The sequence below is a fragment of the Microbacterium sp. zg-B96 genome, from assembly GCF_030246865.1.
Classification (GTDB): Bacteria; Actinomycetota; Actinomycetes; order Actinomycetales; family Microbacteriaceae; genus Microbacterium.
This window is the reverse complement of the sequence record NZ_CP126738.1, coordinates 2709664-2733065: the sequence shown is the minus strand read 5'-3', so window position 1 is coordinate 2733065 and position 23402 is coordinate 2709664. Positions and strand designations below refer to the sequence as shown.

Below are 23402 nucleotides of genomic sequence, written 5' to 3'. Positions count from 1 at the left end.
ACCACCGTAGACTTGCCGCGTGCCTGCCGACCGCCTCCATCTCGTGCGCCACGGGGAGGTCTACAACCCCGGACGGGTGTTGTACGGCCGGCTCCCCGGATTCGGGCTGAGCAGCGACGGCCACCGCATGGCCCGGCAGGCCGCCGAGTACGTGCAGGCACTGCAGCGCCCCGTCGGCCACCTCGTCTGCTCGCCGCTGCAGCGCACCTGTGAGTCGGCGGAACCGTTCGCGGAGCTGTTCAGCCTCGAACCGGTCATCGACGAGCGCGTCATCGAGCCGACGAACGTCTTCGAGGGCCGTCGCATGAAGCGCGCCCTGGCCAACCCAGCCAACTGGCGCCACCTGCGTTCCCCCGACCTGCCCAGCTGGGGTGAGCCGTACGCACACATCGTCGCGCGGATGGATGCCGCGATGCGTGACGCCTGGACCGCCACCGCCGCCGGCGACGCGGTGATCGTCTCGCACCAGCTGCCGATCTGGGTGACCCACCTCGCCGTCACCGGCGGGCTGCTGCGGCACAATCCCACCCAGCGCCGCTGCGCACTGTCGAGCATCACCAGCCTGCGCCTGGACGACGACGGCACCTGGTCGGAGATCGCGTACGTGGAGCCGGCGACGCTGTCCGGCGCCGTGGACGTCGGAGCGGTGTGATGGCGCTCCGACGCACTCACCGGCTGCGCACCATCGCCGCCGCACTGGCCGCCGTGGCGCTGACGGCGGGCCTTGCCGCCTGCAGCGGGCAGAACGACGACCTCGTCGACGCTTATCAGGAGGGCGATGGGTTCGTCTCGCGCGACTTCGCCGTCACCGAGATCACCGCGGCCGACCGTGAGGCGCCGATCCAGTTCTCCGGCACCGCCGTCGACGGTGGCACGATCACCAGCGACGACCTCGCCGGCGACGTCGTGGTGGTCAACTTCTGGTACGCCGGCTGCGGCCCGTGTCGCGCCGAAGCGCCCCACCTGCAGGAGGCGAACGAGGAGTTCACCGACGCCGACGTGTCGTTTCTCGGCGTCAACATCTACGACGAAGCCGCCACTGCAGCATCCTTCGACCGCACCTACGGCATCACCTACCCGTCGGTGCTCGCCCACCGCGACCCCGACCTCAAGCTCGCGTTCGCCGAGGTGACGTCCCTGCAGGCCGTGCCGACGACCCTCGTGCTCGACGGCGAGGGCCGTCTGGCCGCGCGCATCATCGGGCAGCTGCAGGACGCCTCGATCCTGACCACGATCGTGCGCGACACCCTGGCGGAGAGCTCGTGAACCCGTTCGCGATCGTCTTCGACGGCGCACTGTGGCTGGCGATCCCGATCGCGATGCTCGCGGGGCTGGTGTCGTTCCTGTCCCCGTGCGTGCTGCCGCTGGTCCCGGGGTACCTGGGCTTCCTCGGCGGGGCCGCTCCGGCCCGCGCCGGCAGCACCGGCGGGAAGAACAAGTCCCGGCTGCTGTGGGGCGTGCTGCTGTTCATCGCAGGGTTCACCGCGGTGTTCGTGGCGATCTTCGTGATCGGCGGGACGCTCGGTCAGCTGTTCATCCGGTATCAGGACCCGATCACGCGCGTGCTGGGTGTCATCGTGATCCTGCTGGGCCTGGTGTTCATCGGCGTCTTCGGCGTCGCCCAGCGCACCTTCCGACCCCGCATGCGCGAGAATCTCGGCTTGGTCGGGGCCCCGCTCCTCGGTATCGCGATGGGCATCGGCTGGGCGCCGTGCATCGGCCCGACGATGACGGCGATCCTCGCGATCTCGATCAATCAGGGCGACCCGGTGCGTGCCGGCATCCTCGGGGTGGCTTATTCGCTGGGCCTGGGCCTGCCGTTCATCCTGCTGGCCATCGGCTTCGGCTGGGCGACCCGCTCGGTCGCGTTCGTCAAGCGCTACATCCGCGCCATCAACATCATCGGAGGCATCCTGCTGATCGCTCTCGGACTGCTGATGGTCACGGGTGTGTGGACCGATCTGATGTCACGGCTCGGGGCGGTGATCGGCAGTGTCCAGCTCCCCCTCTGACACGGTGACCCCCGACGAGCCGATCGACGGTCCCATGCGGCCCGCCGATCACGCCGACGGCGACGCTCCCACCGGCATCCAGCAGCCCAACCTCGGCTTCGTCGGATGGCTGCGCTGGGGCTGGCGGCAGCTGACCAGCATGCGCACGGCCGTCGTGCTGCTGCTGCTGCTGGCGATCGCCGCGATCCCCGGGTCGATCGTGCCGCAGCGCAGCGCCGACCCCAACGGTGTCACGCAGTACAAGTCCGACAACCCGGACCTGTACCCGATCCTCGACGGGCTGAGCCTGTTCGACGTGTACTCGTCGCCGTGGTTCTCGGCGATCTACATCCTGCTGTTCATCTCGCTGATCGGGTGCGTCATCCCGCGTACCAAGCACCACTGGAAGGCGATGCGCTCCCGCCCGCCGCGCACGCCCGCGCGGCTGTCGCGCCTGGACGATCACACCGATGCGGTCGTCCCGCTGCCGGAGGGGACGGATGCCGAACCCGTCGCCGCCGAGGCGATCGACCTGGCCGGCGACCAGCTGCGCAAGGCCGGGTACCGCGTGGAGCGCTACGACGGCCGCGGCGTTTATTCGGTGTCGGCCGAGCGGGGCTACCTGCGGGAGACCGGCAACCTCGTCTTCCACGGGTCGCTCGTGGGGGTGCTGGTGGCCGTGGCCGTCGGGGGCGGGTTCACCTACACCGGCCAGGACGTGCTGGTGGAGGGGCAGAGCTTCGTCAACACCCTCGCCGACTACTCCTCCTTCAGCCCGGGGCGGTTCGTTGATACCGAGGCGCTGCCGCCGTATTCGATGACGCTGGAGGAGTTCCAGGTCAACTACATCCCGATGGGCGAGCAGGGCGCCGGTCAGGCGGGCGATTTCGCCGCCGTGCTGACGACGAAGGTGCCCGGCCAGGACGAGCAGGCCGCCGAAGTGCGGGTCAACCACCCCGTCGACCTCGAGGGCGACCGCATCTACCTGATGGGCAACGGCTATGCGCCGACCATCACGGTGCGCGACGCCGACGGTGAGGTCGTCTTCAGTGAGTCGGTGCCGTTCCTGCCGCAGGATGCCGCCATGACCTCGCTCGGTGTCGTCAAGGTGACCGACGGCCTGCCGGAGCAGCTGGGCATGATCGGGTTCTTCTACCCCACCGCGACGGCGCTGGGCACCGGCGCGCTGACCTCGGTGTACCCGGCGCTCATCAACCCCGTGGTCACCCTCGACGTCTACGCCGGCGATCTCGGCATCGACGACGGCACGCCCCGCTCGGTCTACACGCTCGACCCGGAGGGCATGGAGCAGCTCACCGGTCGCGCCGTGGATGCCGACTCGATCGAGCTGGCCCCGGGCGAGACGGCCGACCTTCCCAACGGCTGGGGCACTGTGACGTTCGAGAATGCCTCGCCCGCCGGTGCCGAGGGGTACACCGAATCGGTGCCGCGATTCGCCTCGCTGTCCATCCACCGCGACGTGGGCGCCCCGTGGGTGCTGTTCTTCGCGGTGCTGGCGACCCTCGGGCTCATGGTGGCGCTGTTCATGCCGCGCCGGCGCATGTGGGTCAAGGCGACCGTCGACGGCGGCACCGTGCGCCTCGAGTACGCCGGTCTTGCCCGCGGCGAGGACCCGACGCTGCGCGCGGCCGTCGACGACGTCGCCCGTCGCCACACCGACGCCCTAGAGTCCCGCCTCCGCTCCCGAGTGAGTATTCGCGCTGCCGAGTGAGTATTCGCATCGCCGAGTGAGTATTCGCGTCGCCGAGTGAGTACTCGCACCCCACCCCTCTGTACCGCCCTGCCCGCCCGCTTCGGCGGAAGGTGCCCGACGTAGACTGGATGCCATGCCTGCGACCGAAGCGCTCTCGCTCGACGACGTCTCCCTGCTGCTGGTGTGGACGGCCATCGTCATCTATGCGCTGGCCTTCGTGGCATACGCCGTCGACCTCGCCCGCCGCTCCGACCAGGCCGTCAAGGCGCAGGATGCCCGTGCGCGCGAGCTCGTCGGAGCCGGCGCTGCCGGTGCCCGCGAGACCGCCGGTCAACTGCGCGCGCAGGAGGAGGCGGCCGCGGCCGAACTCGACGCGCGCCCCGGCAAGCGCGCCCGATACCTGTGGGCGCGGATCGGCACCGCACTGACGTGGCTCGGCTTCGGATTCCACGTCGCCGCCGACGTGCTGCGCGGCATCGCGGCCGAGCGGGTGCCGTGGGCCAACATGTACGAGTTCGCCCTCACCGGCACCATGCTCATCGTCGCGGTCTACCTCGGCGTGCTGTTCCGCTACGACCTGCGCTTCCTCGGCGCATTCATCACGGGCCTGGTCGCCGTGCTCCTCGGCGGGGCGACGCTCTACCACGTCGACGTCGTGCCGCTCATGGACCCGCTCAAGAGCGTGTGGCTTGTGGTCCACGTCTTCGTGGCATCCCTGTCGACAGCCTTCTTCGCGCTGGCGTTCGCGCTGTCGGTGCTGCAACTGTTCCAAGCACACCGCGAGACGCGTGCGCGCGCCGCCGAGGCCGTCGCCGTCGACGCCGCCGTCGCCCGCCCGGTGCGTTCCGGGTTCCTGCGCATCCTGCCCAGCGCCGACGCGCTCGAGTCGCTGGCCTACCGGTTCGCGATCATCGGGTTCATCTTCTGGACCTTCACCCTCATCGCCGGCTCCATCTGGGCCAACGACGCGTGGGGCCGCTACTGGGGATTCGACACCAAGGAAGTGTGGACCTTCGTCATCTGGGTGCTCTACGCCGGCTACATCCACGCCCGCGCCACCCGCGGCTGGCGCGGCGTGCGCTCCGCATGGCTGTCGATCATCGGCTTCGCGACCGTCATCTTCAACTTCACGATCGTGAACCAGTTCTTCAAGGGTCTGCACGCCTACAGCGGCCTGGAGTAATCCGGCACCGCGATCTCTCCGACGTAGGCGATCTCCCCGGTACAGGTCGCTTCCGGCGGAAATCGTCCTGTGGCGGGGAGTTCTCCTGTTCCGGGAACTGGCTGTCGGCGCCGGGGAGTGGATGCCGCACCCCGCCGCCGCGTCAGCGGCGGCTGACCACCGCCAGCTCAGCAGGATCGCCGATTCGCGGCAGCGGCGACAGCGCGACCCACACGATCGTGCCCAGGCACAGGATCGCCCCGATCGTCATCGCCCCGCGCGTGCCGATCGCTTCGCCGACGAACCCGCCGGCGGCCGATCCCAGCGCGACGGTGCCGTAGGTCAGCCACCGCATGCTGGCATTGACGCGTCCGAGGATCCGATCCGGCGAGCGGTACTGCCGGATCGTCACGAGGATGACGCTCGACAGTGCGGTGCAGGCGCCGTTGACGGCCAGGATGCCACCGAGCGCGGCGATGACCGCCACGGTGCCCCACGAACGCTCCACGACGGGCAGCCCGAGCAGCACGACGCACTCGACTGCGGCGCACCACATCAGCGGACGACCCGCGCCCCATCGCCGCACGACCGCCGCGGAGCACATCGCGCCCAGCACGGCACCGGCCGCCCCCACCGCGAAGACCAGGCCGATCGCCGCGGCATCCAACCCCAACGTCGCCACCGCGTGCAGCGGCAGCAGCACCATCACCCATTGGGAGAACGGGTTGTAGATCGCGGAGAACCCGAGGTTGGCCACGAGGTACCGGTCGGCCCGCACGAACGCGAGCCCGTCGCGCAGCGCCCGGAGGAACGGCGTGGACTGCCCCCGCGTCTCCGGCACGCGCACTCGGGCCAGCGCAATGGCGGATGCCGCGTACCCCACCGCCGTCGCGCACAGCGCCGCCGGTGCGGTCAGCAGCTGCACGAGCGCCCCGCCGATGCCGGGCCCGCCGACCTGCATCGTGGCCGTCGTCGCCTGCAGGCGCGCGTTCGCCTGCGGCAGGAAGGCCACGGGCACGACCGCCGGGAGGAAGGACGGTGTCGCGACCTCGAACAGTACGAGGCCGCACCCGACGATGCCCACCAGCGCGATCAGCAGCGGCATGGACAACCCGCCGGATGCCGCGATGATCGCGGTCGCGGTGATCACCACCGCCCGCACGACGTTCGCGGTCACGAGCAGGGGGCGGCGGCGCAGCCGATCCACGAGCACCCCCAGCGGCAGCGCGAGGATCAGGAACGGCGCCCACCGTGCCACCCCGAGCAGGCCGAGATCGGCCGCCGACGCGTGCAGCATCAGCACCGCCAGCAGCGGGATGGCCAGCTCGCCGATCTCATCGGCGAGCACGGCCGCACCCTGAGCCGTCCAGACGCGACGGAAGTCCGGCATCCACATGGGCGTTTGGGGTTTCATGCATGTGACGCTCCCATATGAGATGCACATGTGTAAAGCGGCAATCGTGCGTTAGTCTGCCGGCATGGATGCCGCATCTGTCCGCGTCGAGCCGCGAGAGGTCTTCTCTCGCATCGGGGGAGATGTCTGCCTCGATCTGGTCAACACCGTCGACTGGAGGCTCAGCGCGACCCGGCGCATCGAGCACCTGGCCGAGTTCGCCGACCTGGTGCGATGGGCGGTGCAGACCGGGCTGATCGATGCGGCGGAGGCTGCCGCGCTCACCGCGTCGGCCGAGGTCGATCCGCAGGCCGCCGTCGCCGAACTCGACCGCGTCGTCGCGCTGCGCGAGGCGTTCTACGCCGCCGCGTTCGAGGCCGGGCCCGCCGATCCGGTGACCGCCGAGCACGCGGCAGCGGTGGCGGCGGGCGGGCTGCAGCAGCACGACGACGAGTGGCGGTGGCGGCATCCGGTGGACCTCGCCCTGCCCCGGCGGCGGATTGCGATCGCCATGCTCGACCTGCTTCGCCATGGTCGCACCGACCGCCTGCGCCAGTGCGGCGACGCCGAGTGCGGCTGGGTGTTCCTCGACACCTCGCCCCGGCACAACCGCCGCTGGTGCGTCAGCGAGGACTGCGGCAACCGCAACCGGGTGCGCGGCTACTACGCCCGCACTCGCGCCGCCGCGGGCTGAGCCGCCATCTCCCCGGTACAGGCGATCTCACCGGTACAGGTCGTTTCGCGGGGAATCGTCCTGTTGCGGGGAGATCTCCTGTGTCGGGAGAGGGGCGCTCAGGCCGCAGCGGGCTGCAGCACCGCGCGGGCGGAGATGGTGCGCCGGCTCGCCACCGCGATGGTGGTCGCCAGGAACGCCAGGACTGCCCACGTCAGGAGTCCGACCACGGCCGCACCCACGCCGCCGGTGGAGGCCAGGGCGCCCAGCAACGCCTGGTAGGCCGGGGCGGTGGGCATGAGCGACGCGATCGAACTGAGCACGCCCGGTGCCGTCGAGACGATGCCGGTGGCGATGGCGAGCACGCCGACGAGGGCGGCGGCCCACCGTCCCGCGCCGCCGAACACGGCGACCAGAGCCTGGTTGACGGCGGCGAAGGCGACACCGGCGAGCATGCACAGCACCGCGAACAGCGACCACTGGCCGCCGTCGTAGTCGGCCGCCAGCTGCACGATGCCCGCGACGAGCAGCCCCTGTGCCGCGCCGATCGCCGCCGCCGGGGCGAGGGAGCGCAGCGCCAGCAGCGCCGAGGGGCGACGGGACGTCAGCGTCCGGGCGGACACCGCCCGCAGCGCCACGAACGAGCCGAGCCCGCCGAACCACAGCGCCAGCATGGTCAGCAGCGGCACCGCCGATTCACCGAACAGGTTGGTGCCCAAGCCTTCGGCACCGACGGGGTCGGCGACGACCGACGCCAAGTCGCTGGCCTCGGCGTCGGTGTACGACGGGAGCGAGTCGGCGGCGGTGTGCAGACCGGCCGCGAGCGTGTCGGTGCCATCGGCGAGCTGCCCGGCGCCGTCGGCGAGCGAGGCGCCGCCGTCCGCGGCATCCGCTGCCCCGGACGCGAGCGCGTCTGCACCCGACGCCAGTTGCGCGGCGCCGGAGGAGAGCTGCCCGGCACCGTCGGCGAGCTGGCGCACGCCGCCGGCCGCCTGCTGTGCGCCGTCGGCGAGACCCTGCATGCCGCCGGCGACCTGCGCGGACTGCGTCGCGAGCTCCTGCAGCCCGGCGCCGAGCGCGGGCAGCTGGTTGAGTCCTTCCAGGCCCGCAGCGATCGTCCCCGCCTGGCTGATCAGGGCCTGCGCCGTCGGCAGCGCGGCCTGCGCCTGCTGCGCCACGGCGGTCAGGTCGGCACACATCTCGGGGGTGCCCGCCGCGTCGCACTGCTCCGCGAGGCGAGCCAGCTCCGCCGCCGACGAAGTCAGCTGCTGGTTGATCGCGGCGCTGTCCGCGCCGATCCCGTACGCGGCATCGATGACCTCCTGCGGCACCTGCGGCATGTCGGCCGGAAACTGCCCGGCGATCGTGCCGAGGGCGCCGGCGATGCGATTGGTGCCGTCGGCGAGGGTGGTGGCCCCGCCGGCCCAGGCATCCAGGCCATTTGCCGCTTCGGTCGCCCCGCCGGCGAGCCCGGCTGCTCCCGACGCGATGCCGTCCGCTCCGGTGCCGAGTTCGGCGGCACCGGAGGACAGCAGCCGGATGCCGTCGGCCAGGCTCACTGCGCCCTCGGAGGCCGTGCGCGCCCCGCCGGCGAGTTCGGTCGCGCCGTCGGCGGCCTCGCCGAGCTGGTCGCCGAGGGTCGTGAAGCCGAGGAACACGTTCTCGAGGTACACCTGCGACAGCTCGGTGCCCATGAGCGTCGCGGCCGCCCCGGTGACCTGCGCCGTGATCGCATCGTCCACGACCAGGCTGTCCGGCGCGGTGGTCACCGAGATCGTGGCCCGCTCCGGGGTGGCGCCGGGGGCGGTGGAGGTGGCGGCGGCGGAGAAGTTCTCCGGGATCGTCACGACGGCGTCATAGCTGCCAGCGGCGAGGCCCTCGCGGGCGTCATCATCGTTCGTGATGGTCCAGGTCGGGTTGCTGGGGGTCTCATCGGACCCCTCGACGAGGCCCGCGGTGAGCTGGCGGCCCAGCGGCACCATCTGCCCGTCCAGGGTGACCGGCTCGTCGTCGTTGACGACGGCGACGGTCATCGCGTCGAGCCGCTCCACCGGGTTGTACAGCGCGGCGATCAGGATGCCGCCGATGACCACCGGCAACAGCAGCACGCCGGCGAGGGTGAGCCAGGTGATGGGTCGGCGCGAGCGGGCGCGCTCGAGGAAGAGGGTCATGCGTGGGCCTTGCTTTCGGAGATGGATGCCGCGGCGGCGTCATCCGACGCGGTCGCGGGCACGTCGTGCAGTTCGAGGACGGCCGGCCCGGCGCGGTGAGCGGCGGCGAGCACGATGCTCGCGGGGCCGTCGGGCTGTCCGGTCGCGACGACAGTGAGCGCGGCGCGGGGATCGTCGGACCGCTCGCGCAGCGCGGCGGCCGCGTCGCGCAGCACCGCTGCCGCGGCGTCGCGGTGCTCGGCGGGCAGGGCGTCGAGTCCGTCGACGACCACCAGACGCGGTGACCCGTTGCACGCGGCGTGCAGCGCACCGACCGGGTCGGCGGCGCCGTCGAGCAGGGCCACGCCGACGTGCGCACGCACCCAGGCGGCGCGTCCGGGCAGCAGGTGTCCGGCGACCCGCAGCAGGCCGTCGTCGGGCGTCACCCGCCCGGCCGCCATCAGCGCGAACGCACGCGCCGCGCGGGGTTCCCCTGCCACCAGCAGCGTGCCGCCGTCCTCGACATGGAACGATGCGCCGGCGAACAGCGTCACCTCGTCGCCGTGGGCGTCATCGGCGCGCACCGTCACGCCCTCGCCCGCCACGGCGGCGGGCCGGTCGGGCCAGTGGGCGGTGGCGAGTTCGCGCTGTACGGCCTCGCCCTCGATGTCGAAGTGGGGCAGACGACGCTCGAGCCACCGCGGCATCCACCACGCCTTCTCGCCGAGCAGGGCCATCACCGCCGGGACGAGGGTCATGCGCACCAGGAACGCATCGATCGCGATGCCGACGGTCAGCCCCAGGGCGATCGGCTTGATCGACGAATCGCCCTCGGGCACGAAGGCTGCGAAGACGGCGAACATGATGACCGCCGCCGCCGTCACGACGCGTGCCGACGCGGTGAAGCCGGAGCGCACCGCTGCCACCGCGGTGAGTCGATCGGCGCGGCCGCCCCGCTCCCGCCGGGCGTGCACGTAGTCCTCGCGCATGCGCGAGACGAGGAACACCTGGTAGTCCATCGCGAGGCCGAACAGCACGCCCATCAGGATGATCGGCATGAAGCTGATGACCGGGCCGGTGCGGGCGACATGCAGCGCGTCGGCGAACCAGCCCCATTCGAACACCGCCGCCACGACGCCGAAGGATGCCGCCACCGACAGCAGGTAGCCGGCGGCAGCGGTGATCGGCACCCAGATCGAGCGGAACACGATCGTCAGCAGCACGAGCGACAGCCCGACGACGAAGATGCCGAACGGCACCAGAGCGGCGCCGAGCCGGTCGGAGATGTCGATGCCGACGGCGGTGTACCCGGTGACCTTCAGATCGACCCCGTACTCCTCGAGCAGGCGGTCATGCTGCCCGCGGAGCTCCCGCACCAGGTCAGCGGTGGCGGGGTCATCGGGTGCTGTCTCGGGCACGATCTGGACGATGCCGGTGTCGGCGGTCTCGTTCGGGGTCGCCAGTGCCACCTCGGCCACGCCGGGGATCTGCGCGATCTCGTCGCCGAGGTCGGTCATGAGCGTCAGCGGGTCGGTGGAGGTGACGATCGTGCCGGTCATGACCAGCGGCCCGTTGGTGCCGGGGCCGAAGTGCTCGGCGGTGAGGTCGTACGCCTGACGCGCCTGGCTCGACGGCGGCTGCACGCCGGCGTTGGGCAGGGCGAGCCCGAGCGATGCCGCCGGGATCGCGACGATCCCCAGGCCCACCACGATCGCCACCGTCGTCACGACCGGGTAACGGGTGACCCCGGTGACCCAGCGCTGAGCGAAACCACCGCTGGAGCGGGGTTTGCGGGGCCGGCGGGGTGCGCGGCGTGCCCAGCCGACCACGCGGCCCTTGGCGAAGCCGAGCAGTGCCGGGGTGAGGGTGACTGCGACGGCCACCGCAATCGCGACGGCGGCGGCCGCGGCGATGCCCATCGTGGTGAGGAACGGGATGCCGGCGAACGCCAGGCCGATCAGGGCGATGAGCACGGTGACCCCGGCGAACATCACGGCGGAGCCGGCGGTGCCGGTGGCTCGGGCGGCGGACTCTTCGGGGTCGATGCCCTCGCGCACCTGATCCTGATGTCGCGCGACGATGAACAGGGCGTAGTCGATGCCGACCGCCAGGCCCAGCATGAGCGCGAGCATGGGCGCGGTCGAGGAGATCGACGAGAACGCGGTCGCGACGTAGATCAGCGCGATCGCCAGCCCCACCCCGATCAGGGCGCTCACCAGCGGGAACCAGGCGACCGCGAACGAGCGGAACGTCACGATCAGCACGAACAGCGCCAGCAGCACGCCGACGGCTTCGATGATGGTCAGGGCGGGGATGGATGCCGAGAACAGATCGCCTCCCAGCGCCACCTGCGAGCCCGCCGGCAGCGAGTCGCGCAGCTGCGCGGTGACATCCTGCAGCGCGTCGGTGGCGGCCTCGCTCACGTCGGTGGCCTGCCCGTCGAACTGCACCCGCACGATGGCGGCCTGGGCGTCTTCGGAGACCAGACCCGTGACCATCTCGTCGAACGGGTCGGTCACCGCCAGCACGTCGTCCAGATCGGTCAGGTCGGTCACCGTGTCGGCGATGGCATCCGCATACGGCTCGTCCGTGACCTGGGCGCCGTCGGCGGCCACCACGACCAGCTGGGCGCTGGTGCCGCTGGCCTGCGGGAAGGTGCGCTCCAGCAGCAGGATGCCCTCCTGCGCCTCGGTGCCCGGGATCGAGAAGGCGTTGTCGGTGCCCTTCATGAACAGTCCCGCGCTTCCGCCGACGATCGTCAGCAGCAGCAGCCACGACAGCAGCACCCGCCACGGGTGACGGTACGACCAGCGGCCCAGGGAGAACAGGAGAGTGGACACGGCGTCCTTCGATCGGCGGTCGGCAGGTTCGATACAGCGCTGTATCCGATACGTAGGTGTATCGTAATAGCTGCCGGAACCGCGAGTCTGTGCGGTTCATGTGAAACGGACAGGACCGAGATGACTCAGGTGCGACCGCTCACCCGCAGCAGAGAGAACACGCGAGGGCGGCTCATGGATGCCGCACTCGAGGTCTTCGCCGAAATCGGGCTGGACGGGGCCTCTGTGGAGGCGGTGTGTGAACGCGCGGGCTTCACCCGCGGTGCCTTCTACTCCAACTTCGCGTCGAAGGACGAGCTGTTCCTGGCACTCATCGCCCGGCTCGCCGAGGCGAAGCTCGAAGAGGTCGAAAGCCGGGTGCGCGAGCTCGAGGCGCACCACGTCCCTGCTGCGCCGACCGAACTCGTCCGGCGGGTCGTGGGACTGTCGCTGGGCGGCGACATGGATCCGGCGCTGGTGAGCGAGATCCGCGCGCAGGCGCTGCGTGACCCGCAGATGGCCCAGGCGTATCTCGCCTGGCAGGACGGCATGGTCGAGCGCACCACGCAGATCATCTCGGGGCTCGTCGACGCGTACGGCCTGCGGTTGCGCCTGCCGGCGGACGAAGCTGCCCGGTTGTTCATAGAGGTCGCCGACGACACCAGCGTGCGCGCCGCGCTGCAGGGATTGAGCGCCGCCGAGGCGGGCGAGCTCCTCAACGCACGCGCGGAACGCCTCGCGAACGCGCTGGTGGACGCTCCGCTCAGCTGACCGACAGCAGGGCGTGGCAGCGCGCGACGCGATCCAGCCACCAGTCCCGGCGATCGTCGGATGCCGCGTGGGTCGCCAGCGCGTCGGCATCCGGCTGCACTCGCCCGACGGGCAGCCAGCCGCCCTGGGGGACCAGCGGGGAGGCGATGACGTCGCCGGTGAACAGCGCGGCCGTCCCCAGCCCGCAGTCGAACTCGAGGTCGGGCAGCGCGGCGGCCAGCGCCAGGCCCATCGAGAGCCCGATCGAGGTCTCCAGTGCACTGGACACGACGGCGGGAAGCCCCGCCTCGGCCACGATCTGCAGGGCACGGTGCACGCCGCCCAGTGGCTGGGCCTTGACCACCACGATGTCCGCGGCGCCGGCGCGGGCGACGGCGAGTGGGTCGGATGCCTTGCGGACGCTCTCGTCGGCGGCGATCGGGATCCCCATGTAGCGGATGCGACCGCGCAGCTCGACCAGCTCGGCCACGCTCGCGCACGGCTGCTCGATGTATTCCAGATCGAACTCGGCGAGGGCGTGCACGGCGTGCTCGGCCTCATCGACGTTCCAGGCGCCGTTGGCGTCGAGCCGCACGCGCCCCTCCGGCCCCAGCGCCTGCCGCACGGCGCGCACGCGGGCGACGTCGTCGGCGAGCAAGTGCCCTGGCTCGGCGACCTTGACCTTCACGGTGCGGCATCCGTCGAATCGGGCCAGCACCTCGGGCACGCGGCCCGCCTCCACGGCGGGCATGGTGGCGTTCACCGGCACCCGGTCGCGCACCGCCGCGGGGGACTCCTGCCAGCCGAAGTCGATCGCGCCGGCCAGCCACGTGGCCGCCTCGGCATCGTCGTATTCGGTGAACGGGGAGAACTCGGTCCACCCCGCGGGCCCCCGCAGCAACACTGCCTCACGGGTGTCCACGCCGCGAAAGCGGGTGGCCAGTGGGAGGGCGACCACGACGGCGCCGTCGAGGAGTTCGGTCAGTGCGGGGAGCGGGTTCACCCTCCCATCCTGTCAGTGCGGAGACAGCTGCATCTTGTGGTGGACAATAGTGTGTGAGACACAGTAACGTGTGGGGCATGAGCGAGACGGAAGCCCTCGATACGCACCTGCAGGAACTGCGGCGCGGCACGATCGTGCTCGCGTGCCTGCGGCTGCTGCAGGAGCCCGGGTACGGGTACGGGCTGCTCGAGGAGCTCAGCCGTCGCGGCTTCGGCACCGACGCGAACACCCTCTACCCGCTGCTGCGCCGCCTGGAGAAGCAGGGGCATCTCACGAGCGAGTGGAACACCGACGAGGCCCGGCCCCGCAAGTTCTATCGCACGAGCGAGGCCGGGCAGCGCCTGGCCGGCGCCCTCACCGACGACTTCACCGCGATCGCCGACGCGATCGCCGGCCTCCCCGAGGAGAAATGACATGACAGTGCAGTCCACCTTCACCGATCGTTACGTCGACGCAGCGACGCGCTCCGTCCCAGAGAAGCAGCGCCCCGATCTGGCCGCCGAACTGCGCGCCTCGATCGAGGACCAGGTCGATGCCCGTGCGGCATCGGGCCAACCTCCCGCCGACGCGGAGCGGGCCGTGCTGAGCGAGCTCGGCGACCCCGAGAGGCTCGCCGCCGGGTACACCGACCGCCCGCTGCACCTGATCGGTCCGCGCCTGTACCTGGACTGGCTCCGGGTGCTGAAGCTGCTGCTGTGGATCGTGTTGCCACTGGCCGCGATCGGTTTCGCCGTCGGAGCGGTGCTCGCCGGCGGCGAGGCCGTCGAGATGATCAGCGAGGTGATCGGCGGCGTCATCGGCGGCACCCTGTCCGTCGGCATCCACGTGGCGTTCTGGGTGACCCTCGCCTTCGCCATCGCCGACCGCGCGCTCAGCGGCAAGAGCACGCCGTTCACTGCCTGGACCGTCGACCAGCTGCGCGAGGTCCGCCCCGCCGGACAGGGTCTGGGCGACCTCATCGCCTCGCTCGTCTTCGTCGCGATAGCCGCGGGCGCGGTGATCTGGGACCAGGTCAGGGGAGTGGTGTACCTGCAGGATCAGTGGATGCCGATGCTCGACCCTCGGCTGTGGCCCTGGGGGATCGCGGCGCTGCTCGTGCTGCTCGCCGCGGAGGCGGCCTTGGCCGTCGCCGTGTACGTGCGCGGGCGGTGGACGTGGCCGTTCGTCGTCGCGAACGCGGGGGTCGCGCTGGCGGTCGCGGTGCCTGCGCTCGTCCTGCTCGGGGGCGGGATGCTGGTCAATCCGGCGTTCTTCCCCGGCGGCTTCCCTGCCCTGTCGGATCAGGCCGCGTCGATCTCGGCGGCCGCGCTGGGAATCGTCATCGTCGGTGTGGCCGCGTGGGACATCATCGACGCCGCACTGAAGGCGCGCCGCGCGCGCTGAGGCACCCGACTGGCCAGAAAGGCACGGACATGCGATCAATCACAGGCGACGACTACACCGGCCGCTACGTTGCGGCCGCGACCGCGGCGGTACGGCCCGCCGAGCGCGTCGACTACGCCGCCGAGCTGCGCGCGTCGATACGCGACCAGATCGAAGGCCGCGTGGCGCAGGGGGAGGAGCCGGCGGCGGCCGAGGTCGCCGTGCTGAACGGCCTGGGGGACCCCGCCGTGCTCGCCGCCGGATACGCCGACCGGCCGCTGTATCTCATCGGCCCACGCTGGTACCCGACGTGGCGTCGCGTCCTGCGGATCGTGCTGTGGAGCGCGCTGCCGCCGGTGGCGTTCGGTGTCGTCGTGGCCATGGTCCTGGCGGAAAGGTCGCCGTGGGGGATCATCGGGCCGACCATCGGCATCACGCTCAGCGTCGGGGCAGTGATCTTCACCGGCATGACGATCGTCTACACCGCGCTGGAGCGGACGGGTGAGCCCGTCGGGACGTGGACCGTCGACCACCTACCGCGCGGAGAAATGGATGCCGGCACCCGGCTGGGCCCGGTCGAGATGACCCTTCACCTCGTCGCCGTCGTCTTCGCGATCGTGGGGCTCCTGGCGGTCACCGTCCCCTGGCCCATCGACGATGCCGGACACCTATCGGTGCTCGATGCCGCGCTGTGGCCGGGGAGCCTGATCGTCGGCATCCTGCTGGTCCTCGTCGGGGCCGTCGTCACTCTGCGGGCGCGGGCGACCGGCCGGTGGGGAGTAGGGAGCGCGACGGCGGTCGCGATACTCGCGCTGGCCTGGGCTGCTCCCGTCGTGGGGCTCGCAGTGACCGGTCGACTGTTCGATCCGGCCTTCGTGGCCTACCTCGACATCGACGACGATGCCCAGCTGGTGATCACCCTGCTGGTCGTGGTCGGCACGCTCGCAATCACGGGGTGGAGCGCTTTCGCGGCCTTCCGGCGCGCGCTGAAGCCCGTCCTAAACTGATCCTCATGCCCCTCCTCGACACCCCCGTGCGCCTCGGAATCCAGCTGCAGCCCCAGCACGCCCCGTACCCCGCCTTCCGCGAGGCCGTGCAGCGGCTCGAGGAGATGGGCGTGGACATCCTGTTCAACTGGGACCACTTCTTCCCGCTGTCCGGCGACCCCGACGGCTTCCACTTCGAGGCCTGGACCATGCTCGGTGCGTGGGCCGAGCAGACCGAGCGGGTCGAATTCGGCACCCTCGTCAACTGCAACAGCTACCGCAACGCCGACCTGCAGGCCGACATGGCCCGTACCCTCGACCACATCTCGGCCAAGGGCGGCACGGGACGGTTCATCTTCGGCACCGGGGCCGGCTGGTGCGAGCGCGACTACGACGAGTACGGGTACGAGTTCGGCACCCCCGGGTCCCGGCTGCGCGACCTGGAGCAGGGGCTCGCGCGCATCGAGCAGCGCTGGGCTCAGCTCAATCCCGCCCCTACCCGGCGCATCCCGGTGATGATCGGCGGCAAGGGGGAGCAGAAGACGCTGCGCCTGGTCGCTCGTCACGCCGACATATGGCACAGCTTCGTGGGGCCCGACGAGCTGCCGCACAAGCTGTCCGTGATCGAGAAGTGGGCCGAGGCCGAGCAGCGCGAAACGAGTGGCCTGGTCATCTCCAACGAGTTGAAGGACCGCGACGAGGACTTCGCCGACGCGCTGTACGGCAGCGGCGTGCGCCTGTTCACGCTCGGGTTCCAGGGTCCCGACTGGGATTACTCGATCATCGAGCGCTGGCTGCGCTGGCGTGACGGCAAGAACGCCTGACCGTCTGCGGCAGCCGTTGCCGCCGGAATAGGCTGGAGTCATGGTCTCCGAGCTGTTCGATCCGACGATGTGGCAGCCGGCGCCCGGCGCCGATGCCTACACCGACATCACCGCGCACGTCTCCCGGGACGGGGGCATCGCGCGGATCGCGTTCGACAGGCCCGAAGTGCGCAACGCCTTCCGCCCCCACACCGTCGACGAGCTGTATCAGGCGCTGGACATCGCGCGGCAGGACTCCCGCATCGGCGTGGTGCTGCTCACCGGCAACGGTCCGAGCCCCAAAGACGGCGGGTGGGCGTTCTGCTCCGGCGGGGACCAGCGCATCCGCGGCCGCGACGGCTACAAGTACGAAGGCGACCAGGCTCAGGTGCCCGACCCGGCGCGCTCCGGCCGACTGCACATCCTCGAGGTGCAGCGGCTGATCCGGTTCATGCCGAAGGTGGTCATCGCGGTGATCCCGGGGTGGGCGGCCGGTGGCGGCCACTCGTTGCATGTGGTGTGCGACCTGTCGATCGCGTCCCGCGAAGAGGGCCGGTTCAAGCAGACGGATGCCGATGTCGGCTCGTTCGACGCCGGTTACGGCTCGGCGTATATGGCCCGGCAGGTGGGGCAGAAGATCGCCCGCGAGGTGTTCTTCCTCGCCGAGGAGTACTCCGCCGACCGCGCGTATGAGATGGGCGCCGTCAACCGCGTCGTGCCGCACGCCGAGCTCGAGCGCGAGGCGATCGCGATGGCGCGCACCATCCTCACCAAGTCGCCCACCGCGATCCGCATGCTGAAGTTCGCGTTCAACGCCGTCGACGATGGGATGGTCGGCCAGCAGGTGTTCGCCGGCGAAGCGACCCGCCTGGCCTACGGCACCGATGAAGCAGTCGAGGGACGCGACTCCTTCCTCGAGAAGCGCGATCCCGACTGGTCGCCCTACCCCTGGCACTACTGAGGCGAACATGAAACTTGAGGCGGTGGCAGGCGAAGACCCGCGCGGAGTGCTGCGGTGCCTGCGGGCCGCCATTCACGGCGCGGGACCCGCGCTCGGGCTCGGCATGGTGGAGCCCGCGCCGCGTGCCGTGCCGGCCGGCACCGCGGTCGTGGTGACGACGTCCGGTTCGACCGGGGTGCCCAAGTCGGTCGTGCTCAGCCGCAACGCGCTGACGGCCAGCGCGATCGCCACGACCGCGCGCATCGGTGAGGGTGACTGGCTGCTGGCCCTGCCGGCGTCCTACGTCGCGGGGCTGCAGGTGCTGGTGCGGGCGATCGTCTCCGGTCGCGAGCCGGCGCTGCTGTCGGGCGCGTTCACTCCGCAGGCGTTCGCCGCAGCTTCTCTCACCATGGCATCCACCCATCACGGCGAACGCATCGCCACGTACACGTCACTCGTCCCGGCGCAGCTGTCGAAGCTGCTGGATGCCGCGGAGCACGAGACCGTGGTGACCGCGGCGCTGCGCTCGTTCGAGGCGATCCTGGTCGGCGGCCAGGCGCTGCCGGCGGCCACCCTCGAACGCGCGCAGGCGGCGGGGGCGCGGATCGTCCGCACCTACGGGTCGACCGAGACCAGCGGCGGGTGCGTCTACGACGGCGTCCCGCTGGACGGGGTGGGCCTGCGCACGATCGAGGGGGAGGTGCAGATCACCGGGCCCACCCTCGCCGACGGCTACCTCGACGACCCCGACCGCACGGCCGCCGCCTTCCCGCGCGACAGCGACGGGACCCGGTGGTACCGCACCGGCGACGCCGGCATCGTCGCCGGGGGTGTGCTGCAGGTGCGCGGCCGGCTTGACAACGTCATCGTCAGCGGCGGCATCAACGTGTCACTGGATCGCGTGGAGCAGATCGTCCGTGGCATCCCGGGACTGTCGTCCGCCGTCGTCGTCGCGGTACCCGACGAGCGGTGGGGAGAGGCGTCGGTGGTCGTGGCCACCCGGGGCGAGGCGCTGCGCCGCAGCGAAGCGGACAAGCTGGACTCGGCCCGCGACGCGGTCGCCGCGGTCATCGGACCCCACGCCCGGCCGACGCGGCTCGTTCTGGTGGACGAGATCGCCACGCTTGCCAGCGGCAAACCCGACCGGGAGGCGATCCGCCGGGCCGTGCGCGACCTGACGTCCTGACTGCCGCCTAAACTGACTGCTCGTGGCAGCACCTACGCGCAAGAAGCGCAACAAACCGGCATCCGCTCGCAAGCCTCGCGGCAACCCGCAGAAGCCGCAGGTCTCCGGGGACCCCGCTCACGTGTCGAAGGCGACGCTGCGGGACTGGATCGGCGCAGCCCGGCTGCGCACGCTCCCGCTGGCGGTCACGCCGGTGCTCATCGGCACCGGCGGCGCGCTGCTGGTCGACCGGGCGTTCCACTGGGTGATCGCCCTGGCGTGCCTCGTGGTGGCGGTGTCGCTGCAGATCGGCGTGAACTACGCGAACGACTACAGCGACGGCATCCGCGGCACTGACGACCACCGGGTGGGGCCGGCGCGCCTCACGGCATCACGCAAGGTGAGGCCGCGCACAGTGCTGATCGTGGCGCTGTCGTTCTTCGCGCTCGCCGCGCTCGCGGGTCTGGCCATCGTCATCCGCACGCAGCACTGGTGGATGCTGGCGGTGGGGGCCGTCTGCATCGTCGCGGCCTGGTTCTACACCGGCGGAAAGCGCCCCTACGGCTACGCGGGCCTGGGCGAAGTGTTCGTCTTCGTCTTCTTCGGGCTCGTCGCCACGGCCGGCACCGCATTCGTGCAGTCCGGCGCCGTGCTGCAGGAGACCTGGCTCGCCGCCGTCGGCGCCGGGCTGCTGGCGTGCGCCGTGCTGCTGGCGAACAACCTGCGCGACATCGACCAGGACCGCGTCGCGGGCAAGCGCACCCTGACGGTGCGCATCGGCAAGCGCGCCACCCAGGTGCTGTTCACGGTGTTCCTGCTGGTGCCGTTCGCGATCTCCGGCTACCTCGCGCTGCTGTACCCGATCGCGCTGCTCACGCTGCTCGCGCTCATCCCGGCCGCCGCGGCCATCCTGATCGTCTGGACGTACCGGGCTCCGCGCGAACTGGTCGTCGCCCTGGGCGTGACGTCGCTGACGTCGGTCGCTTACGGCGCGCTGCTGCTGTGGGCGTTCGCGGCCTGAGTCAGCGGGATGCCGCGTCGTCGCCGAGCGCGTCGCGGGCGGCATCCTCGGCATCGGCGTCGTTCTCCGCCGCGCTGCCGCGCGCGCGGCGCTCCGCCAGGCCCGACGTGACGTCGGCGAGGGGGCGCCGCAGGAACAGCAGCGACAGGCTCAGCCCGATGAGGGCGGCGAAGATGGCGGCGAGCCAGTAGTACTCCCGCAGTACCGGCGAGAGCATCATGAGGCCGAACGGCACCAGGAATGCCAGCAGTCGCAGCACCGAGTAGACGATTGCGGAGCGTGCGTTCACGTTTCCATCCTAGGCGTCGCCTGCATCCGGCTTCGGTTCGGTCACGGTAGGACACCGCCCGCCCGAGCGCGCCTAGGATGGAGGCGTGGCGCGTATCCTTCTCATCGTTGCGCTGCTGTTGGCAGTCTTCTGGGTCTACAGCATCGTCGACTGCGCCGTACAGCACCCGTCCCGCCATCGCGGCGTCAGCAAGCCGATGTGGATCCTCATCGTCATCGCGCTGCCGGTGCTCGGCGGCATCCTCTGGTTCGCCGTCGGCCGTACCCGCCGATCGGCCATCCCGCGGGTGAAAGCGCCCGATGACGATCCCGAGTTCCTCGGCCGCATCGGCGAGATCCGCGACCAGGACGAGCGCATCCGGCGCATCGAGGAAGAGCTCAAGGCGCTCGACTCCGAAGACGACGACCCCCGGTCGGGCAACCCGCCACAGCGCCCCACCGACGCATGAGCGCGGGGGAACAGGCACCGGCAACGGATGCCGCAGCGTCGCTGCTGGGCCGGCTCGTGGAGCTGGGCGTGCGGCACCTGGTGCTCAGCCCGGGCTCCCGCTCGCAGGCTCTCGCCCTCGTCGCAGCCGAATTGGAGACCCGCGGGCTCGTGCGGCTGCACGTGCGCATCGATGAACGCGTCGCGGGATTCACCGCGCTGGGACTCGGCCGTGAGTCCGGCGCACCCGCCGCGGTGATCTGCACCTCCGGCACGGCGGCGGCCAACCTGCTGCCGGCCGCACTCGAAGCCCACCATGCCGGCGTGCCGCTGCTGCTGCTGACCGCCGACCGGCCGCCGGAACTGCGCGGCGTCGGCGCGAACCAGACCACCCGCCAGCCCGGCATGTTCGCCGCGTGCGCCCGGTGGGAAGCCGACCTTCCGGTGCCGGACCAGACCGATGCCGACGGCTCCGGGCAACAGTCCGCGATGTTCCGCAGCGTCGCAGACGAGGCGTTCGCCGCCGCGATCGGCTGGGGCAACCGCCCGAGCGGACCGGTGCACCTGAACCTCCCCTCGCGGGAGCCGCTGGGCGGCGTGCTGCCCTCATGGCTGCTCGCCGCGCCGGTCGCCGTGGACGCCGACGACGTGCCGGTCGAAGAACTCACGACCGATGAGGCATCCGGCGCGCTGTACCAGGGCGGCGGCGGCATCGGGCAGGCCGACGTGCCACTCGAAGCCGACGACCAGCCGCTGCTGCTGCCGGCGGGACGGCGCACCGTCGTGGTGGCCGGTGCGGACGCCGGAGCGGCTGCCGAAGAACTCGCGCACCGCGCCTCGTGGCCGCTCATCGCCGAGATCGTCAGCGGCGCCCGCTTCGGCCGCAACCTGGTGCACGGCTACCGCGCCTTGCTGCGCGACCCGCAGCTGGGTGGACGCGTGGAGCGCGCCGTGGTCTTCGGACACCCGACCCTCAGCCGCGAAGTGGTCGCGCTCCTGTCTCGTGACGACGTCGAGGTGCTCGCCGTACGAGGCCCCGGCGAGCCCCTCAACCTCAACGGTGCGACGACCGCGGTCGGCGCGATCGGCGTCGCCGCGGCCGAACCCGACCGGGAATGGCTCGGCCAGTGGATGCGCGCGTCGCGTGAGGCCTCTGTCGACCTCACCCCGCCCGCCCCGGACGCCGACGCACTGGCATCGGCCGAACCGGCGCAGCGCCTGGGGGCGATCGCCGCCGAAATGCAGGCCATCCGCGCGCCGCTGGACCGGGAGTCGCTCGTCGACGCGGTGTGGCGGGCCACCTGGCCGCACGATCGGCTGATGTTCGGCTCATCGCGCCTGGTGCGCGTGGCCGACGCGGTGCTGGGCGGCAAGAAGGTGCCGGTGCATGCCAACCGGGGTCTTGCCGGTATCGACGGCACGATCGCGACCGCGTTCGGCATCGCCGCCGCTTCGCAGAGCGGGGGAGGAGCCGGCGTCACGCGCCTGCTGCTCGGCGACCTCGCCTTCCTGCACGACGTCGGGGCGCTGCTGCTGCCGCCGGGTGAGGCCGAGCCGCGCATCCAGGTGATCGTCGGCAACGACGGCGGGGGCACGATCTTCGACAGCCTGGAGGTCGCCGCGGTGGCCTCGACCGAAGCTATGGACCGGGTGCTGTACACGCCGCAGACGGTGCGGCTGGAGCAGCTGGCCACCGCCTACGGGTGGGAGTACCAGCGGGTGACCACGCGCGCCGCGCTCGACCAGGCGCTCACCGCTCCGGTCGGCGGACGCCAGATCATCGAAGTGCCGCTGCCGCGCTGAATCGCACGCGCACGGATGCCGCCGCACGCGGCATCCGCCATGATGACTGCATGACAGCGAGAAGTCAGAAGCACTGGAACGGCGACGTGGCCGAACTGCTGCGGGTGGGCGCGGGCTTTCGGCTCGCCGACGTCGACCCGGGCGCCACGCCCGGTTACGGCAGCGACCGCAGCAACGCCGCGCAGGACCTCGAGGCGGGGGCAGAGGAGTTCGACGAGCTGCAGGAGCGGCTGTTCGCGCAGAGCCGGGAAGACCCGACCAAGCCCTCGCTGCTGCTGGTGCTGCAGGCGATGGACTCCGCCGGCAAGGGCGGCATCGTGCGGCACGTCATCGGGGCGACCGACCCGCAGGGCATCCACCTCAAGGCGTTCAAGAAGCCCACGCCCGAAGAACTCGCCCACGACTTCCTGTGGCGCATCGACGAGCACGTGCCCGAGGCAGGGTACATCGCGGTCTTCGACCGGTCGCACTATGAAGACGTGCTGATCGGCAAGGTGCGCCAGCTCGCGCCGGCGGCGGAGATCGAGCGCCGATACGGCGCCATCAACGACTTCGAGCAGGGCCTGGTCGAGACCGGCACCCACATCGTGAAGGTCATGCTGCACATCTCGCCGGACGAGCAGAAGAAACGGCTCATGCAGCGCCTGGACCGGCCGGAGAAGCACTGGAAGTACAACACCGGCGACGTGGACGAGCGCAAGCTCTGGCCGCAGTACATGGACGCGTACCAGACCGTGTTTGACCGGACCTCGACCGACCACGCCCCGTGGCACGTCGTGCCGGCGAACCGCAAGTGGTACGCGCGGCTCGCGGTGCAGCACCTGCTGCTGGAGGCGCTGGAGCGCATCGACCCGCAGTGGCCTGCGGCGACGTTCGACGTCGAGGCCGAGAAGGCGCGGCTCGCGGCGACCTGACGCGTCGCGTGCGCCGGCGGCGGCCCGGTTCGGTCGTC

At 71.2% G+C, this 23402-nt stretch carries 22 protein-coding genes; 17 read left to right on the top strand and 5 right to left on the bottom strand.

The genetic code is table 11. The features are described 5' to 3' along the window. Positions 1–19: 19 nt before the first annotated feature. The 5 genes from QNO11_RS12940 (at position 20) to ccsB (ending at position 4888) form a co-directional block, all read left to right on the top strand. The gene (locus QNO11_RS12940) at positions 20–652 is read left to right on the top strand and encodes a histidine phosphatase family protein (protein ID WP_257507878.1); all 633 of its coding nucleotides are present in this window, start codon (positions 20–22) and stop codon (positions 650–652) included. Further along, positions 652–1266, top strand: a complete 615-nt coding sequence (locus QNO11_RS12935) for a TlpA family protein disulfide reductase (protein ID WP_257507879.1) — start codon at positions 652–654, stop codon at positions 1264–1266. The genes QNO11_RS12940 and QNO11_RS12935 overlap by 1 nt, the downstream gene beginning before the upstream one ends. Next, complete coding sequence (locus tag QNO11_RS12930; RefSeq protein WP_257507880.1) at positions 1263–2012, top strand: cytochrome c biogenesis CcdA family protein; 750 nt, start codon at positions 1263–1265, stop codon at positions 2010–2012. The genes QNO11_RS12935 and QNO11_RS12930 overlap by 4 nt, the downstream gene beginning before the upstream one ends. Then, positions 1993–3723 carry a cytochrome c biogenesis protein ResB gene (gene resB, locus QNO11_RS12925; RefSeq protein ID WP_374113792.1) on the top strand — a complete coding sequence of 577 codons (1731 nt, stop codon included), beginning with the start codon at positions 1993–1995 and terminating at the stop codon, positions 3721–3723. The genes QNO11_RS12930 and resB overlap by 20 nt, the downstream gene beginning before the upstream one ends. Positions 3724–3838: 115 nt before the next feature. Next, positions 3839–4888 carry a c-type cytochrome biogenesis protein CcsB gene (gene ccsB, locus QNO11_RS12920; protein ID WP_257507881.1) on the top strand — a complete coding sequence of 350 codons (1050 nt, stop codon included), beginning with the start codon at positions 3839–3841 and terminating at the stop codon, positions 4886–4888. A 142-nt stretch (positions 4889–5030) separates the two neighbouring features. Here the strand turns inward: ccsB and QNO11_RS12915 are convergent, their stop codons facing one another. After that, complete coding sequence (locus QNO11_RS12915) at positions 5031–6281, bottom strand: MFS transporter (protein WP_257507882.1); 1251 nt, start codon at positions 6279–6281, stop codon at positions 5031–5033. A 64-nt stretch (positions 6282–6345) separates the two neighbouring features. Between QNO11_RS12915 and QNO11_RS12910 the strand changes: the two genes are divergently transcribed. Then, positions 6346–6954, top strand: a complete 609-nt coding sequence (locus QNO11_RS12910; RefSeq protein ID WP_257507883.1) for a CGNR zinc finger domain-containing protein — start codon at positions 6346–6348, stop codon at positions 6952–6954. A gap of 98 nt (positions 6955–7052) precedes the next feature. Here the strand turns inward: QNO11_RS12910 and QNO11_RS12905 are convergent, their stop codons facing one another. Both QNO11_RS12905 and QNO11_RS12900 read right to left on the bottom strand, forming a co-directional pair. Continuing rightward, a complete protein-coding gene (locus QNO11_RS12905; protein WP_257507884.1) occupies positions 7053–9104 on the bottom strand; it encodes a YhgE/Pip domain-containing protein in 2052 nt (683 codons plus the stop codon). Next, complete coding sequence (locus tag QNO11_RS12900) at positions 9101–11923, bottom strand: MMPL family transporter (protein ID WP_257507885.1); 2823 nt, start codon at positions 11921–11923, stop codon at positions 9101–9103. The genes QNO11_RS12905 and QNO11_RS12900 overlap by 4 nt, the downstream gene beginning before the upstream one ends. A gap of 174 nt (positions 11924–12097) precedes the next feature. Here QNO11_RS12900 and QNO11_RS12895 point away from each other — a divergent pair, with 174 nt between their 5' ends. Then, the gene (locus QNO11_RS12895; RefSeq protein ID WP_257507886.1) at positions 12098–12673 is read left to right on the top strand and encodes a TetR/AcrR family transcriptional regulator; all 576 of its coding nucleotides are present in this window, start codon (positions 12098–12100) and stop codon (positions 12671–12673) included. On the opposite strand, the gene QNO11_RS12890 is transcribed toward QNO11_RS12895, so the two are convergent. Further along, positions 12666–13655 carry an o-succinylbenzoate synthase gene (locus QNO11_RS12890; protein WP_257507887.1) on the bottom strand — a complete coding sequence of 330 codons (990 nt, stop codon included), beginning with the start codon at positions 13653–13655 and terminating at the stop codon, positions 12666–12668. The genes QNO11_RS12895 and QNO11_RS12890 overlap by 8 nt on opposite strands. 77 nt (positions 13656–13732) lie before the next feature. On the opposite strand from QNO11_RS12890, the gene QNO11_RS12885 reads away from it, so the two are divergent. Genes QNO11_RS12885 through QNO11_RS12855 form a run of 7 tightly spaced genes read left to right on the top strand, consistent with a single transcriptional unit; the run spans position 13733 to position 19932 of the window. Next, on the top strand, positions 13733–14068 hold the full coding sequence (locus QNO11_RS12885; protein WP_257507888.1) for a PadR family transcriptional regulator: 336 nt from the start codon (positions 13733–13735) through the stop codon (positions 14066–14068). A 1-nt stretch (position 14069) separates the two neighbouring features. Then, positions 14070–15038 carry a permease prefix domain 1-containing protein gene (locus QNO11_RS12880; RefSeq protein ID WP_257507889.1) on the top strand — a complete coding sequence of 323 codons (969 nt, stop codon included), beginning with the start codon at positions 14070–14072 and terminating at the stop codon, positions 15036–15038. Between the two features lie 29 nt (positions 15039–15067). After that, positions 15068–16024, top strand: coding sequence for a hypothetical protein (locus tag QNO11_RS12875; RefSeq protein WP_257507890.1), 957 nt, complete (start codon positions 15068–15070; stop codon positions 16022–16024). Between the two features lie 5 nt (positions 16025–16029). Next, positions 16030–16827, top strand: a complete 798-nt coding sequence (locus tag QNO11_RS12870) for an LLM class F420-dependent oxidoreductase (RefSeq protein ID WP_257507891.1) — start codon at positions 16030–16032, stop codon at positions 16825–16827. Positions 16828–16867: 40 nt separating this feature from the next. Further along, the gene (locus tag QNO11_RS12865) at positions 16868–17767 is read left to right on the top strand and encodes a 1,4-dihydroxy-2-naphthoyl-CoA synthase (protein WP_257507892.1); all 900 of its coding nucleotides are present in this window, start codon (positions 16868–16870) and stop codon (positions 17765–17767) included. 7 nt (positions 17768–17774) lie between these two features. Further along, positions 17775–18932 (top strand): AMP-binding protein, encoded by a 1158-nt coding sequence (locus tag QNO11_RS12860; RefSeq protein ID WP_257507893.1) that lies wholly within the window; start codon positions 17775–17777, stop codon positions 18930–18932. Between the two features lie 22 nt (positions 18933–18954). Next, on the top strand, positions 18955–19932 hold the full coding sequence (locus tag QNO11_RS12855; protein ID WP_257507894.1) for a 1,4-dihydroxy-2-naphthoate polyprenyltransferase: 978 nt from the start codon (positions 18955–18957) through the stop codon (positions 19930–19932). A gap of 1 nt (position 19933) precedes the next feature. Here the strand turns inward: QNO11_RS12855 and QNO11_RS12850 are convergent, their stop codons facing one another. Beyond that, positions 19934–20221 (bottom strand): DUF4229 domain-containing protein, encoded by a 288-nt coding sequence (locus tag QNO11_RS12850; protein ID WP_257507895.1) that lies wholly within the window; start codon positions 20219–20221, stop codon positions 19934–19936. An 85-nt stretch (positions 20222–20306) separates the two neighbouring features. On the opposite strand from QNO11_RS12850, the gene QNO11_RS12845 reads away from it, so the two are divergent. From QNO11_RS12845 to QNO11_RS12835, 3 genes are read left to right on the top strand one after another with little or no spacing between them, the layout of a single operon-like run. Next, complete coding sequence (locus QNO11_RS12845; RefSeq protein ID WP_257507896.1) at positions 20307–20669, top strand: PLD nuclease N-terminal domain-containing protein; 363 nt, start codon at positions 20307–20309, stop codon at positions 20667–20669. Then, positions 20666–22450: a 2-succinyl-5-enolpyruvyl-6-hydroxy-3-cyclohexene-1-carboxylic-acid synthase gene (menD, locus tag QNO11_RS12840; protein ID WP_257507897.1), complete on the top strand. Its 1785-nt coding sequence runs from the start codon at positions 20666–20668 to the stop codon at positions 22448–22450. Before QNO11_RS12845 ends, menD begins: the two co-directional genes overlap by 4 nt. Before the next feature lie 50 nt (positions 22451–22500). Next, entirely contained in the window at positions 22501–23364 is an 864-nt protein-coding gene (locus QNO11_RS12835; RefSeq protein WP_257507898.1) for a polyphosphate kinase 2 family protein, read from the top strand. Positions 23365–23402: the final 38 nt, after the last annotated feature.

Bases quoted from the DNA above. Each gene is read 5' to 3' on its own strand.
- QNO11_RS12935 (WP_257507879.1), top strand. From the start codon at position 652: ATGGCGCTCCGACGCACTCACCGGCTGCGCACCATCGCCGCCGCACTG.
- ccsB (WP_257507881.1), top strand. From the start codon at position 3,839: ATGCCTGCGACCGAAGCGCTCTCGCTCGACGACGTCTCCCTGCTGCTG.
- QNO11_RS12915 (WP_257507882.1), bottom strand. From the start codon at position 6,281: ATGAAACCCCAAACGCCCATGTGGATGCCGGACTTCCGTCGCGTCTGG.
- QNO11_RS12910 (WP_257507883.1), top strand. From the start codon at position 6,346: ATGGATGCCGCATCTGTCCGCGTCGAGCCGCGAGAGGTCTTCTCTCGC.
- QNO11_RS12905 (WP_257507884.1), bottom strand. From the start codon at position 9,104: ATGACCCTCTTCCTCGAGCGCGCCCGCTCGCGCCGACCCATCACCTGG.
- QNO11_RS12895 (WP_257507886.1), top strand. From the start codon at position 12,098: ATGGATGCCGCACTCGAGGTCTTCGCCGAAATCGGGCTGGACGGGGCC.
- QNO11_RS12885 (WP_257507888.1), top strand. From the start codon at position 13,733: ATGAGCGAGACGGAAGCCCTCGATACGCACCTGCAGGAACTGCGGCGC.
- QNO11_RS12880 (WP_257507889.1), top strand. From the start codon at position 14,070: ATGACAGTGCAGTCCACCTTCACCGATCGTTACGTCGACGCAGCGACG.
- QNO11_RS12875 (WP_257507890.1), top strand. From the start codon at position 15,068: ATGCGATCAATCACAGGCGACGACTACACCGGCCGCTACGTTGCGGCC.
- QNO11_RS12870 (WP_257507891.1), top strand. From the start codon at position 16,030: ATGCCCCTCCTCGACACCCCCGTGCGCCTCGGAATCCAGCTGCAGCCC.
- QNO11_RS12865 (WP_257507892.1), top strand. From the start codon at position 16,868: ATGGTCTCCGAGCTGTTCGATCCGACGATGTGGCAGCCGGCGCCCGGC.
- QNO11_RS12860 (WP_257507893.1), top strand. From the start codon at position 17,775: ATGAAACTTGAGGCGGTGGCAGGCGAAGACCCGCGCGGAGTGCTGCGG.
- menD (WP_257507897.1), top strand. From the start codon at position 20,666: ATGAGCGCGGGGGAACAGGCACCGGCAACGGATGCCGCAGCGTCGCTG.
- QNO11_RS12835 (WP_257507898.1), top strand. From the start codon at position 22,501: ATGACAGCGAGAAGTCAGAAGCACTGGAACGGCGACGTGGCCGAACTG.